The organism is Streptomyces kronopolitis, from assembly GCF_050953795.1.
In the GTDB taxonomy this organism is placed as follows: Bacteria; Actinomycetota; Actinomycetes; order Streptomycetales; family Streptomycetaceae; genus Streptomyces; species Streptomyces kronopolitis_A.
In genome coordinates, this window is the sequence record NZ_CP191850.1 from 6,342,847 (window position 1) to 6,355,473 (window position 12,627).

At 70.3% G+C, this 12,627-nt stretch carries 12 protein-coding genes; 8 read left to right on the forward strand and 4 right to left on the reverse strand.

Features of this window, described 5'->3' with window-relative positions; translation table 11 throughout:
• Positions 1-318: 318 nt before the first annotated feature.
• Positions 319-3,693 (forward strand): hypothetical protein, encoded by a 3,375-nt coding sequence (locus ACQP17_RS28045; RefSeq protein ID WP_433858749.1) that lies wholly within the window; start codon positions 319-321, stop codon positions 3,691-3,693.
• Between the two features lie 79 nt (positions 3,694-3,772).
• On the forward strand, positions 3,773-4,162 hold the full coding sequence (locus ACQP17_RS28050) for a hypothetical protein (protein ID WP_433858750.1): 390 nt from the start codon (positions 3,773-3,775) through the stop codon (positions 4,160-4,162).
• A gap of 151 nt (positions 4,163-4,313) precedes the next feature.
• Here the strand turns inward: ACQP17_RS28050 and ACQP17_RS28055 are convergent, their stop codons facing one another.
• Positions 4,314-4,676, reverse strand: coding sequence for a SchA/CurD-like domain-containing protein (locus ACQP17_RS28055; protein WP_433858751.1), 363 nt, complete (start codon positions 4,674-4,676; stop codon positions 4,314-4,316).
• A 41-nt stretch (positions 4,677-4,717) separates the two neighbouring features.
• Between ACQP17_RS28055 and ACQP17_RS28060 the strand changes: the two genes are divergently transcribed.
• From ACQP17_RS28060 to ACQP17_RS28070, 3 genes are read left to right on the forward strand one after another with little or no spacing between them, the layout of a single operon-like run.
• Positions 4,718-4,885 (forward strand): SDR family oxidoreductase, encoded by a 168-nt coding sequence (locus ACQP17_RS28060; protein ID WP_433858752.1) that lies wholly within the window; start codon positions 4,718-4,720, stop codon positions 4,883-4,885.
• Positions 4,885-5,244 (forward strand): antibiotic biosynthesis monooxygenase family protein, encoded by a 360-nt coding sequence (locus tag ACQP17_RS28065; RefSeq protein ID WP_433858753.1) that lies wholly within the window; start codon positions 4,885-4,887, stop codon positions 5,242-5,244. Before ACQP17_RS28060 ends, ACQP17_RS28065 begins: the two co-directional genes overlap by 1 nt.
• Positions 5,241-5,399 (forward strand): hypothetical protein, encoded by a 159-nt coding sequence (locus tag ACQP17_RS28070; protein ID WP_433858754.1) that lies wholly within the window; start codon positions 5,241-5,243, stop codon positions 5,397-5,399. The genes ACQP17_RS28065 and ACQP17_RS28070 overlap by 4 nt, the downstream gene beginning before the upstream one ends.
• A 238-nt stretch (positions 5,400-5,637) precedes the next feature.
• On the opposite strand, the gene ACQP17_RS28075 is transcribed toward ACQP17_RS28070, so the two are convergent.
• The 3 genes from ACQP17_RS28075 to ACQP17_RS28085 all read right to left on the reverse strand — a co-directional run bounded on the left by ACQP17_RS28075 (position 5,638) and on the right by ACQP17_RS28085 (position 9,210).
• The gene (locus tag ACQP17_RS28075) at positions 5,638-7,011 is read right to left on the reverse strand and encodes an FAD-dependent oxidoreductase (RefSeq protein ID WP_433858755.1); all 1,374 of its coding nucleotides are present in this window, start codon (positions 7,009-7,011) and stop codon (positions 5,638-5,640) included.
• Between the two features lie 78 nt (positions 7,012-7,089).
• Positions 7,090-7,704, reverse strand: a complete 615-nt coding sequence (locus ACQP17_RS28080) for a PadR family transcriptional regulator (protein ID WP_433858756.1) — start codon at positions 7,702-7,704, stop codon at positions 7,090-7,092.
• Between the two features lie 474 nt (positions 7,705-8,178).
• A complete protein-coding gene (locus ACQP17_RS28085; protein WP_433858757.1) occupies positions 8,179-9,210 on the reverse strand; it encodes a LacI family DNA-binding transcriptional regulator in 1,032 nt (343 codons plus the stop codon).
• 149 nt (positions 9,211-9,359) lie between these two features.
• Here ACQP17_RS28085 and ACQP17_RS28090 point away from each other — a divergent pair, with 149 nt between their 5' ends.
• The 3 genes from ACQP17_RS28090 to ACQP17_RS28100 are packed head-to-tail and all read left to right on the forward strand — an operon-like array spanning position 9,360 to position 12,519.
• Positions 9,360-10,685, forward strand: a complete 1,326-nt coding sequence (locus ACQP17_RS28090) for an extracellular solute-binding protein (RefSeq protein WP_433858758.1) — start codon at positions 9,360-9,362, stop codon at positions 10,683-10,685.
• Complete coding sequence (locus tag ACQP17_RS28095; protein WP_433858759.1) at positions 10,682-11,674, forward strand: carbohydrate ABC transporter permease; 993 nt, start codon at positions 10,682-10,684, stop codon at positions 11,672-11,674. The genes ACQP17_RS28090 and ACQP17_RS28095 overlap by 4 nt, the downstream gene beginning before the upstream one ends.
• Positions 11,671-12,519: a carbohydrate ABC transporter permease gene (locus tag ACQP17_RS28100; RefSeq protein WP_433858760.1), complete on the forward strand. Its 849-nt coding sequence runs from the start codon at positions 11,671-11,673 to the stop codon at positions 12,517-12,519. The genes ACQP17_RS28095 and ACQP17_RS28100 overlap by 4 nt, the downstream gene beginning before the upstream one ends.
• Positions 12,520-12,627 lie beyond the last annotated feature (108 nt).

A 12,627-nucleotide genomic window follows, 5' to 3' on the forward strand; every position in this document is an offset into this window, starting at 1 on the left:
CCTGCTCGGGCAGGTGGTGCTCGGCTGGCCACGGAGGGGTCGAATTCAAACAGGTGCACCCATCCCACGCCAGTCAAAAAAAGTGGACAATTAGGGAGAAAGTGCAATAAAGATCCTTTGTGGTCTTTCTCATCTCATTACTTTGACCAATCAGTAGCCAATGCGTTCTTTACCTGCATATGGTCACAGCTTGCGCGCCGGTCGCGTCCTCTGAACTCGCACACCGTCGCGGGGACATGGCGACGGCAGCGTGACGTTGTCTGTCCGGGGGAGCCGCCACAGGTGTGCCACCGCCGGGCACCGACCCGAAGGATCACGTTGGACACCACTTTTTGGAGCAGACGGCGTGTGCTGGGCACGCTGACGGCCGCCACCGCGGCAGTTGCCGTCTCCAGCCTCGTCCTGAATCCGTTAGCCGCCCACGCCGATGCTCCACCGGATGACGGCGATGACGGCGACCCGTTCCGCTTACCCGACACCGACCGGGCGAAGGTCGTCAAGGCGTGGCTGCTGGGTGGCAAGGCCGCGCGCGCCGGTGCGGAAGCAGCGCTGCTCGGCTCCGATGCCGACGTCCAGACCTTCCTGAGTACCGAACTCCCCAGGGCGACGGCGGAGGACAACCGCGTTGCCATCGCCACCTCTCTTGCCGCAGGCGGTAAGGGCACTCGACGCGAGGCCTCCAGAGCGCTCGATGACGGCGATGCCGCCATCGCCGACTACCTCCAGGGCGGCTTCGAGGCCGGCATGATGGAAGACCTGCGGGTCGCCACCGCGACCGTGATGGCCGCGGGCGCCAAGGGTGTGCGACGCGAGGGCGGCGCCGCTCTGGACCTCGGCACCCGGGCCGCGTTGGAGAAGTACCTCACCGACGGCCAGTACACCGCCCGACTGGAAGACATGCGCGTCGAGGTCTCCACGCTGCTGGTACAGGCGGGGCCGGAGGTGAAGAAGTACGCCTCCCGGGCCCTGGACGGTACGGGCAGTGACATCGAATGGTTCCTCGACACCGGCCAGCACATCGCCCGCGCCCGCGACCAGGAGTCCGCGACGATCGAGGAACTCGTCGCGGTCGTCGAGCGCGAGGGCAACAAGGCCGACGCGAAGACGAAACAGGCCCAGGAAGCCGCCGCCCGCGCGGAAACAGCCGCAGCTCAGGCCAAGAAGGCGGCGCAGGAGGCTGCGGCCGAGGCGAGCGCGGCCCAGGACGACGTGGTGAAGTGCGGCCGGGCGGCCCGCAAGGCAGCCGGGGCCGCGGAGGGGGCGGCCGACTCGGCGCGTGTCGCCATCCGCGCCTCGCACGCCGCCGTCCAGGCCTCGCGCCGCGCCGCCTACGCCGCCATGGCGGCGAGCCAGGCCGCCGCCCTCGCGGGGTCCGCCGCCGCGCGGGCGTACGGTGCCGCCATCGCCGCCTCCAAGGACGCGTCCAAGGCCTCCGTCGCCAAGGACGCCGCCGTCGCCGCCCGCAACGGCGCGGCCAAGGCCCGCAGCGCGGCGAAAGCCGCCGACTTCGCCGCCGCCGCCTCGGCCCAGGCCGCGGATGCGGGGTCCGCAGCCGCCTCGGCAGCCCGTAACGCCTCCGCTGCCGCCTCCGCCTCCGCCACGGCCGCTTCCGCCGCGGGCAGCGCGCAGACCCAGGCGGCGGAAGCCACGCGGCAGGCGCGGATCGCGAGTGCCAACGCCTCGATCGCCACCAACGCCGCCGGGACGGCACAAGCGTTGGCGAACACGGCGGCGGCAGCCGCCCGCAGCGCACGCGACGACGCGAACAGCGCAGCCGATCACGCGGAGAAGTCCGCGGCGGCCGCCGACTGGGCCGTCAAGTACGCGGGCCGGGCTGTTGACCACGCGAACAAGTCCACCGAGTTCGCCAACGGGGCCACCAAGGCCGCCAATACCGCCAGCAGTGCCGTCACCCGGGCGGTCGACGTGGAGAAGAAGGCGCGGGAGGCCGAATGGCAGCGGCTGGACGAGGACCTGAAGCAGGCGTCTGAAGAGGCCCGACTGCTCGCGCAGATCGAAGAGGAGGAGAGGGCGGAACTCGCCGGCCGTCGTACGCAGGCCGAGCAGACCGAGCAGGCCACCAAGGACCTGATCTCCCAGGCCGATTCGGCACTGAAGGCCGGTGAGTTCGACCACGCCGCCGCCCTCGGGCGCAAGGCGGCCCTGGCGCTGATGAACTCCCACGGTGCCTGGTCACGTGAGTCCGCCCGGTTCGCCCTGGCCGGCGCGGACACCGACATCCACGCCTGGATCGACACCGACCGGCAACTCGCCCAGCGGCAGGACGACCGCGAGACCCTCCTCTACCTCGCCCAGATATCCACCCCGGATGTCGCCGAGGCCGCGACCGCGGCACTGGAGAGCGACGATCCGGACGCCGCCACGAAGTTCCTCACCACGGGTGTCATCGAGGCCGCCGAGGACGACAACCGTGTCGCCATCGCCGCGATCCTGGCCGACGGCCCCGGCAAAGCGGTGGAGAAAGCGGCAACCGACGCCCTGGACGCCGGAACCGCCCAGAGCATCTACGCATTCCTCAGCGGTGCCTTCGAGACAGCTCAGCGGGAGGACGACGCGGTGGCCGCCTCCACCATCCTCGCCACCGCGGGTCCCTACACCAAAGCCCATGCCGAGGCCGCCTTGGACGGCCCGGCATGGATGCGCCGCAACTTCGTCGCCTCCGTCCAGTACAAGACGGCGCAGCTCGATCACGACTCCGCCACCCACATCGCCGCCATCCAAGGCGCGATCGCCGCCGCCGCGAAGATCGCTCACAAGGCCCAGGAAAGCGCCGCCCGTGCTCAGGAGGCCGCGGCCAGGGCCCGCGACCTCGCCACCGAGGCAGCCAAGTGGGCCGACAGGGCGAAGAATGCAGCCGCCCAGGCCGCCACCTCCGCCCAACAGGCCGATGCGAAGGCGGATGCAGCCGAGCAGTCAGCCAAGGACGCACAAGCCTCGGCCAACAAAGCCAAGCAGGCAGCCTCCACCGCCCGTACGGCCGCCCGTTCGGCCAACTACTCCGCCAACCGCGCCGTGGACGCCGCCGGCCGCGCGGTGGCCTCCGCCAACTCGGCCCAGTCTTCCGCCGCCTCCGCCCGTGCCTCCGCCCTCCAGGCCGGGAAGGACGCCAAGACGGCGGCCGCAGCCGCCACCCAGGCCCACCGGATCGCCACAGCCAAACGCCAGGCCGAAATCGCCGCCGCGGCAAAGAACGCAGCCGAGGAGGCCCGGAAGACCAAGAAGGCCGGGAAGAACCCCGCGGATACCCCCGAGAACGACAAGGTCAAAGATGGCCTCCCCTGGTGGAAGGAGAGCGCACAGTGGCTGGCCACCACCACCAACTGGGCCAGCATCATTGCTGGATTCCTCTCTGCTGGGGTCGGCGTCATCGGCCTAGGGGCGGGTATGGTATTCCCGCCCGCTGGGGCGGCACTTGAGCTGCTTGCGGGCCACTTGGGGGCTGCCTCCCTAGCATTTTCCGGACTGAACGTACTGTTCACCGGAATCGGCCACGGATGGACAAGCGGAGACTTCAGGTCATCCCTCGCAAGCGCCGCACTCAGCGTGATCACCTTCGGCCAGTCCAAGTGGATCGGAGCACTCGGCGGATCCCAGATCGCCACGAAGATCACACAGATCGGACACGACCTCGTATCCCCCATCACCGGCTTGCTGGGATCCCTCGGATTCTGACGAAGTGCTGTAGAAATCACGCACAAGGATCGGCGGCGCACCAGCCGGCGGCCCTCGTGCGCTGTGGAAAGGACCCGGCATGCTCGCACGGCTGCCCCTCCCCTACCTTCTGCTCATGGCAGCTTTCGCCACGTTCGTCTTCTGCCTTTACATGGACAGATGGCTGAAGATGCCCAAGGTGACGGTGATGTCCTTCGTTATTTCCGTCGGATGCTGCGTCGGCATGATCGTAGTAGGCGGCCTCCAGTACCGACCCTGGAGCCCTGAGCAGATGCTGGTTGCCTACTCCTTTGGGTGGGTCGGTCTCACGATCGGCCTCATTCCATCCTGGAAACCCGTTCTCAAGTACGGCGAGGAATGGCGTCAAGGTGTCAGGAGGGAAAAATACGAGTATTCGAAATGGTGCGCAATGGCACCGGTCATTTCGGTCACCCTTACGGGATTCTTGGGATTTATTCTTGCGACCTGACGGCCATGCCCCGCCCTCCATGTGGAGTTCCGGGCGAGGAGACCAAGGTGCGGGGACCCTCGTGAGGGAGGTGACCGACGTTCCAAGTGGGCCCGGTGCACGTCGCTCCGCCCCGGCCATCGCGAGACGGCCGGGGCGGTGGCGGGGCCGGTCAGCCGTGGGGGACCCCGATCTGGGTGACGCAGCGCAGGAGGCTCTGCCGGAAGGCGCGGACGAAGCCGTCGATGCTGTCGGTGTCGCGTGGTGAGTTGAGGTAGGGCTTCAGGCGGCGTTCCACCTCCTGGACGCCGGGCTGGGCGGCCATGTGACGGGCGACGGCGTCGAGGTCGCCCTCGTACTCGATGACCCGCACCAGCGTCGCGTCGCGCAGGAACACCGCGGTGGACAGGAGGCGGGCGGGCGGTGCGGTGCCGGGGGCCGAGGGGGAGCCGATCCGGCGGAAGCCGGCGAAGACCTCGGCCACCTCGTCCTCGCGCCCCGGCCGGATGGCGTAGGTCAGCGCGGCGAACGGCACTGCTTGCCGCCGGCGTCATCGCCACCGGGGCGCTGGATGCGATGAGCCCGGAGCAGGCCGAGGCGATGCGCGCCCGCTACGGAGCCAAGACGGCCCTCGGCCGGCTCGGCACCCCCGACGAGATCGCGGCCGCGGTGCTCTGGCCGGCCAGCGACCTCTCCAGCTATGTCACCGGCGCCACCCTCGCCGTCGACGGGGGGATCTCCTGATGGGCGGGGCGGCGCAGCCGTTCCGGGTGATGCTGCGGATGCAGATCAGGCCGGGCATGGAGCAGGACTTCGAGAAGGTCTGGCGGGACGTCGGCGCTTCGGTCACCTCCCACCCCGCCAACCTGGGGCAGTGGCTCTCCCGCAGCCTCGACGAGGAGGGCGTCTACCACATCGTCAGCGACTGGGTGGACGAGCCCCGCTTCCGGGAGTTCGAGACCAGCCGGCGCCACCTCGACCACCGAAGCCATCCGCACCCCTTCCGCAGCGACGGCTCGATGACCACGATGACCGTCGTCGCCCACCTCACGGCGGACCCGGACGCGGCGGCGGGCCACCACGACTGGGAGGCCGCGGGATGAGCGAGGAGGTCCGGGTGGTCGTGCGGCACGTCGCCGAGGACGCCGCGGCGATCGAGCGCGCCTACCACCGGGACAGCACCTCACCGCTGCGCCCGTTCCGGGACCACGACGGCGGCCGCCCGTTCGAGATCTTCCATGTCACCGCGGCCTACTGACCGCGGTGGACGGACGGCAGCGGACGGGGGCCCCTGGCGCGCCGTGGGGCGCGCCGTGCTGACCATGCTGGCCTCGCTGGGGCACTCCACCGGATGGCTGGTCGGCGTACCGCTGCTCCCGCCTCCGCCGGAGGAGGAGCCGGAATCCGGCGACCCGCGCGCCCCGTGACCGGTCCGGAACACGCGGCGCACCCGCGTGTTCCGGACGACGCGCGAGGCGTCCCGGCCGCCCGGTGGGTCAGTCCTCGTCCTCGCGGCCGGCACCGCGAAACGAGCTCTCCGCGAGGACCATCTTGCGCTTGACCGGCGGCAGATGGTTCATCGTGCGCATCGCGGTGCGCATGCCCGTGCGGGCCAGGGTGCCGAGCAGATCACCCTTGTGCATGACGGAGTGACCGTCCATCTGGGCACGGGACTTGATGACGGCGTCCCAGGCGTAGGACGTCATCGTCGACTCGTACCCGCCCACCGCGTCCAGGGGGGACAGCTCCCCGCGGCTCGCGGCGGCCAGCTTGCGGGTGAGCAGCCGGGCGTCGCGCAGCGCGGTGTTGGCGCCCACCCCGCGGCCGGGCGTCATGGTGTGGATGGCGTCCCCGATGAGCGTGACGCTGCTGGGCTGCCACGGGTCGATCGGCTCGGACGTGCGGATCACCAGCGGGAAGCTGCTGTCCGGGTCGCCGAGCGAGAAGATGCGCCGGAAGTCGGGGTGCCACGTGCTCGTCTTCTCCGTCACGAGCTGCTGGATCCGGGCGCCGCGCAGCTGCGTGACGTCCTTCGGCAGCCACTTCTCCGACGCGGCGAAGCCCCACATGATGTAGTCGCGGCTGTTGTCGTAGAGCATCCCCGGCCAGGCGCGCAGCGCCTCCGCGTCGGTGCTGCCGATGCCCACCTTCGGCTTGCCGTCCTCGTCCCACTTGAAGCGCATCACATGCAGGATGCACATGAACCCCTTGGGGCCGTGCACCATGGTGACGCCCTCCGTCACCTCCTTGGGCAGCAGCGCCCGGGTCTCGTCGGTGAGCGGGGTCTTGCCGGTGATACCGATCAGCCCGGTGTCGACGAGCTTGGCGTGCGGCAGATACTGCCGGCGGACGGGGGAGTTGGCCCCCTCGGCGCCCACGAGGACATCGCCGGTGGCGGACTCGCCGTCGGCGAAGAAGGCGGTGACGCGTCCGTCGTCGTGCTGCTCGTAGTGGGTGAAGCTCTTGTCGAAGTGGACGACGTCCTCCACGCCGCTCAGCAGGACCTGGCGCAGCGTCATACGGCTCACCGACTCGTCGGCGTCATCCTCCGACGGCTGGTCCTCCGCCTTCAGCACCTCGGGTCCCGCCGAGAAGAGGAACTTCTTCTCGTGCGTCATCTGGTTGCCGTACAGGGGGCGTTGGGCGCAGGTGGTGAGGAAGGTGTCGTACAGCTCCGGTGACAGGTTGGCCCGCAGCGCCCGCTTGCCGTCGGCGTCGATGCCGACCCGGTAGCCCTGCAGACCGTCGCGGCGGGTGCGGTCGCGCTCGTAGACCGCGACGCTGACGCCCGCCCGCTTGAGGCCCTGCGCGAGGCAGAGCCCGCCGGTGCCGGCGCCGATGATGATGACATGCAAAGGTAAACCGGGCATGGTGGTCCCCCATTTCGTCATGGTGGCGGCGCGTCGGCGCCGTGGTCCGGGGCGTGCCGCACACGCCGCGGACGGGTCCTAGCGGGCGTGGGCGGCCGCCATCGCGGCCAGCCACTCCTTGGTCCAGGTGATGCGCCCGGAGTGCAGGTCCGCGATCACCGATTCCACCCACTGCAGTTCCGCGGCGGTCGTGGCCCGCATGCACTCCATTTCCAGGGTGAACAGCCGGCCCCATTCGCCCGACGCCGCGATCTGCGTGTCGAGCCGGGCCAGTTCGGTGGCGAGGTTGGTCCGGCGCTTCTCCAGCTGTTCGGCCACCTCGCCGGGTTCGAGGAGGGGGACGAACGCCATGGCGGCCAGGAACTCCGGGTACTCGCGGGTCGGAGCCGCCAGCGCGTCGAGCATCCAGTCACGCCATACGGCACGCCCCTCGTCCGTGAGGGCGTAGAGCGTGCGCTCGGGGCGGTTGTGCTCGCGGCTGCTCTCCCGTACTTCGATCAGCCCCTTGCGGTGCAGCCGGTCGATGGTGCGGTAGAGGCTGGCCCGCTGGCCCACGTTGACCACTTCACCCTTGCCGCGGTCCTTCATCAACCGCTGCATCTTGTAGGGGTGCATGCCGGGCTGCTGCTGGTGGTCCACCTCGGCCAGCAGGGACAGCACCGCCAGAGCCAACGTTGAGCGCCTGTACGTCATAGTTTCCAGGTTACTAGTGAGGGGGTAACTCATCACCCCTCTGTTCCCTCCCGCTCGCGGGGACGTGGTGCCGGAAGGGTCTCCATCGGTGTATGCGGGGCGGCGTCGTCGGGGGGCGTCACCGGCTCTCGGCCGACGACCGCGGGCCACTCGACCGGTGCGCGGCGTGGCGGACCGTTGGCGATGACGTGCCGGCCGGGGCGCCCCGCGCATGGTGGACGCGGTGCTCGAACGCCGAGCCTCTCCGGGACTTGCCGACGAAGACGACGTGTACGACCAGCGGGATGTTCAGGTCGACGCCTTCACCGCGACGTGTCGGTCATGGAGGCCGTGGACCGTGATGCACGAGAGCGAGGAATTCGTCTGCGCTGTTGTCGTGACGGAGTCGCACCGGCTTGGGGGGCCGACGTCAGCGAAATCGCGGTCGCCCCCGGTTGCCGCTTCCGCTTCGTGACCAGGAGGACGGGCCCCGCCTCAACTCCCCGTGGGTGGCGGAGCCGTGCTGCCGCGGGGGACGAGTTCGGTGGGCAGGACGATGTGGCGGGCGTGGGCGCCGTCGGAGTCGTCGATCACCGCGCGGGTGAGGGTTATGGCGGTGCGGCCGAGTTCCACGGCGGGCTGGGCCAGGGTGGTCAGGCCCATGACCCCCGCCATGACGTGGTCGTCGAAGCCCATCACCGAAACCTGCCCGGGAACCGAGACGTTGGCCGCGCGCAGCGCCGCCAGCAGCCGGAACGCCAGGTCGTCGGTCTCGGTGAACAGCGCGGTCGGCGGGGCCTGGAGGCTCATCAGCCGCCCCACGGCCGTGGCCATGCCGCTGCCCTTCCAGCCGGGCACGCTCATCACCAGGGAGGGGTCGTGCTCCAGCCCGGCGTCGGCGAGGGCCCGCAGGTGGCCGGCGAGCCGGTTCTTGCTGCTCCAGGCGAAGCCGGTCTCGTCGAAGGTCTGGAGGAAGGCGATCCGCCGGTGGCCGAGGTTGAGCAGATGGCGGGTGCCGCGCAGGGCGGCGTCCTCGTCGTCGACGTAGACACTGGGGCGCCCCGGTGCGTGCTGGCTGACGAAGACCAGGGGCATCCCTAGATCGTCCAGCCGGGCGCGTTCGGCGGGGGTCAGGGCGAAGCTCACCACGAGGAGCGCGTCGGCGTTGCGGCGGGCGGGCAGCCGGTCGAAGAAGTCGGCGCGTTCGTGGACGTCGCTCACGCTGTAGACCAGCAGGTCCAGGCCCGCCTCGCGCAGCGCGGGCGCCATCCCGGACAGCGCCGAACTCAGGAACCACGAGGCCAGGTTGGGCATGAGGACGGCGACCCGGCCGGTACGGCCGGTGACGAGGCTGGAGGCGCTGCGGGTGATCGCGAACGAGAGCTCGCGGGCCGCGGTTTCGACGCGGGCGCGGGTGGTGTCCGAGACGGTGGACAGCCCGCGCAGCGTGCGCGACACCGTGGACACCGAGACCCCCGCCCGATGGGCCACATCGGCCATCGTGGCCTCGCTCCGAGCTGAGGACATGCCGGGACGCTAGCACAAAATCGCGATGACAGCGTTGCCAAGGGAATTGTCCCCGAAATCTGTTGTTCACCACCCGTTGACCTGGCGACAAGGCCACTTCTAGCCTGCAAGCGCTGTCATCGAAGTCAGCCAAGACGTGAGGAGCACGTATGGCCTTGCGCCGCAGAACCCTGCTCGCGAGCGGTATCGCCCTCGGAGCCGGGTTCCTCAGCGGTTGCGCGGGCAAGCCCCTGGACACCCTGCTGACCCAGGCTGCCCACACCCCGCGTACCCCGGCCACGCTCACCTGGTGGGTGTCCGAAATCCCCTCCAGGAACGGCCCGGTGGTGGCCGACCTGATCATTCGTGCCTTCCAGCGCCGCTATCCGAATATCCGCGTCCGGAAGTCGAACGCCCTGAGCGCCACCGACGCCAATCGCGCCGCCGTCACCACTCAGCTCGCGGGCGCCTCACCCACTCCGGACGTCTATCTCGGCGACACCACCTGGCCCGCCCAGTTCGGCGCCAACTCCCTTGCCCTACCGTTGCAGAAGCTGCTGCCCAAGGATTTCTGGGAGGGCTACCCGCCGGCGCTGCGCAGGGTCAGCGAATACCGCGGCGCCGTCTACGCGCTGCCCTTCTACACCGACAGCGCCTACCTCTTCTACCGCAAGGACCTGCTGGCCAAGCACGGACTGCCGGTGCCCCGCACCTGGGAGGAACTGCTGCGCACCTCCCGGAAGATCCAGCGGGCCGGTGACGCCGCCTACGGCTTCCTCTGGCAGGCCACCGTCTCGGAGTCGCTGACCTGCAATGTCGCCGAGTTCCTGGCCGACGCCGACGCCCCCGTGCTGGACGGTTCGGGCGGTGTGGCGCTCAACGGCCCGGGCGCGGAGCGGGCGTTCGCGCTGATGCGGGAGTTCACCGAGACCGGAGTCTCGCCCGCCACGGTCACCACGTACGTGGAGGCGGACTCGCAGGACGCCTTCGTCGGCGGCCGCGGTGTCTTCCTGCGCAACTGGTCCTACGCCTGGGGCAACGCGGCCGACCGCTCGGTCTCCAAGATCGCGGGACGGGTCGGCGTCGCCCCCCGGCCGGGCTTCGACGGCGGCGGCCCGCCCGGGGTGAGCTGCGCCGGCGGCTGGAGCAACTTCGTCAACCCCAACTCCCACAACCTCGGGGCCGCGGTCGCCTTCGCCCGCTTCTGCGCCGGCGAGGAGGCCCAGATGATCCTGCTGAAGAACGCCGGGGTGATCCCGGCCATGCAAGAGGTGCTCACCAGGCCCGCGGCGCACCAGGCCGGCGACCCCACGCTCACCATGGCGCACGGGCTGCGCCTGGTCGCCCGCCCCGTGCAGACCCCCTACTACTCCCAGGTCAGCAAGGCGCTCTACACCCAGGGCAACGCGGTGACCGGCGGCCGGACCTCCCCGGCCCGGGCCGTGCGCGCCGCCCGCGACGACATCCGCACCGCGCTGGAAGGCAGGGCCCTGTGACCGCCGTGCCCTCCGCCGCGACCGTGTCGCGGGACACCGCCCCCGGACCGGCCGGCCCGCCGAGGACACCGGCCGCGCGCGACGGCGGTCCGGCCCGTACGAGCCGCCGCCGCAAGGCCCGCACCGGCTGGCTCTTCGCCTCGCCGGCGCTGCTCACCATCGCCGCGGTGACGGTCGTCCCGGTGCTCTTCTCCGTGCTGCTGAGCTTCGCCGAGGTCCGCCTGGAATACGGCGGGTTCCGCATCGCGTCCCTGACGGGTGACCACTACGCCGCCGTGCTGAGCAGCCCGGAGTGGCGCGAGGCGCTCCTGTTCACCTTCGGGTTCACCGTCGTCACCGTCGTGCTGGAGCTGGTGCTGGGCACGGTGGCCGCGCTGGTGCTGGAGCGGCTGGGCGCCGCCCGCGGCGGGGTCCTCGCCGTGCTGCTGCTGCCCTGGGCGCTGATCAATGTGGTCGCCGCCCAGTTGTGGGGATATCTCTACAACGGCACCTACGGCGGACTGACCTGGCTGTTCGCGCAGGTGCTCGGCCACCAGCCGGACATCCTGGGGCAGCCCGCCTCCGCCATGGGCGCCATGGTGGTGGTCGACGTGTGGAAGACCACGCCCTTTGTCGCCATTGTCGTCCTTGCCGGGCTGATGCTGATTCCCGGCGACGTCTACGAGGCGGCAGAGATCGACGGCGCCAACGCCTGGACCACGTTCTGGAAGGTGACGCTGCCGCAGCTGCGCCCGATCATGGCCATCGCCGTGCTCTTCCGCATCCTCCAGGCCTTCGGCATCTTCGACCTGCCCTTCGTGCTGACCCAGGGCGGCCCCGGCACCGCCACCCAGTCCCTGGCGATCCTGGGCTACAAGACGCTCTTCCAGAATCTCGAAATCGGCCGGGGCGCGGCGGTGGCGACCACCACCGCGGTCATCGTGATCGGCTGCTGTCTGCTCTTCCTGCGGCTCTTCAAGGCCCAGGCCGACGAAGGGGGGCGGGGATGAGCCGCCGTGTACCGGCCACCGGCATCCGCCGGTACCTCAACGCCGTCAACCTCGGCGGTCTGGCGATCGTCGTGCTGTCGACGCTCCCGCTGTACTGGATGCTCGCCTCGTCCTTCAAGGGCCCGGGGGAGATCAGCGCGGCCCCGCCGACCCTGGTCCCCAAGTCGCCCACGCTCGGCAACTACACCGAGGCGTTCGTCCGCAACGGCATCGGCCACTATCTGCTCAACAGCGTGCTGGTGGCCTCGGTGTCGACGGTCCTCGTCCTGGGGCTGTCCTTCTTCGCGGGGTACGCCCTGGCCCGCACCCCGCTGCGCGGCCGCGGCCCGCTGATGACCGCGCTGCTGATGCTGTCCGTCTTCCCGCCGATCGCGCTGGTCGTCCCGCTGTTCCTGCTGGAGCGGCAGGTGGGACTGCTCAACAGCTACGCCGGTCTGATCGTGCCGTATGTCGCGCTCAACCTGCCGTTCGCCATCTGGATCATGCGCAACTACCTGGTCGGCATCCCGCAGGAACTGGAGGAGGCGGCGACCGTCGACGGCGCGGGGCCGCTGCGCACCGTGCTCACCGTCATCGCCCCGCTCGCCCGGCCGGGGCTGTTCACCGCGGGCATCTTCACGTTCACCGCGACCTGGTCGGAGTTCCTGCTGGCGCTGACCTTCAACAGCGAGGACGCCCACCGCACCGTTCCGGTCGGCATCGCCCTGTTCACCAGCCAGTACACGGTCCCCTACGGGACGCTCTTCGCGGGTGCCGTCGCGGCCACCCTGCCGATCGGCATCCTGGTCCTGATCTTCCGCCGCTCGATCGTGTCCGGCATGACCTCGGGGGCGGTCAAGGGATGAGCCCCCGGCCCCGCGACCGGCGCTGCCGGTCCCGCCCCGTCCCACCGCGCGCGGCGCCGCACCGCGCCGCCTCCCGCTCCACGTCCTCCACGGCAAACGCCACCGCAC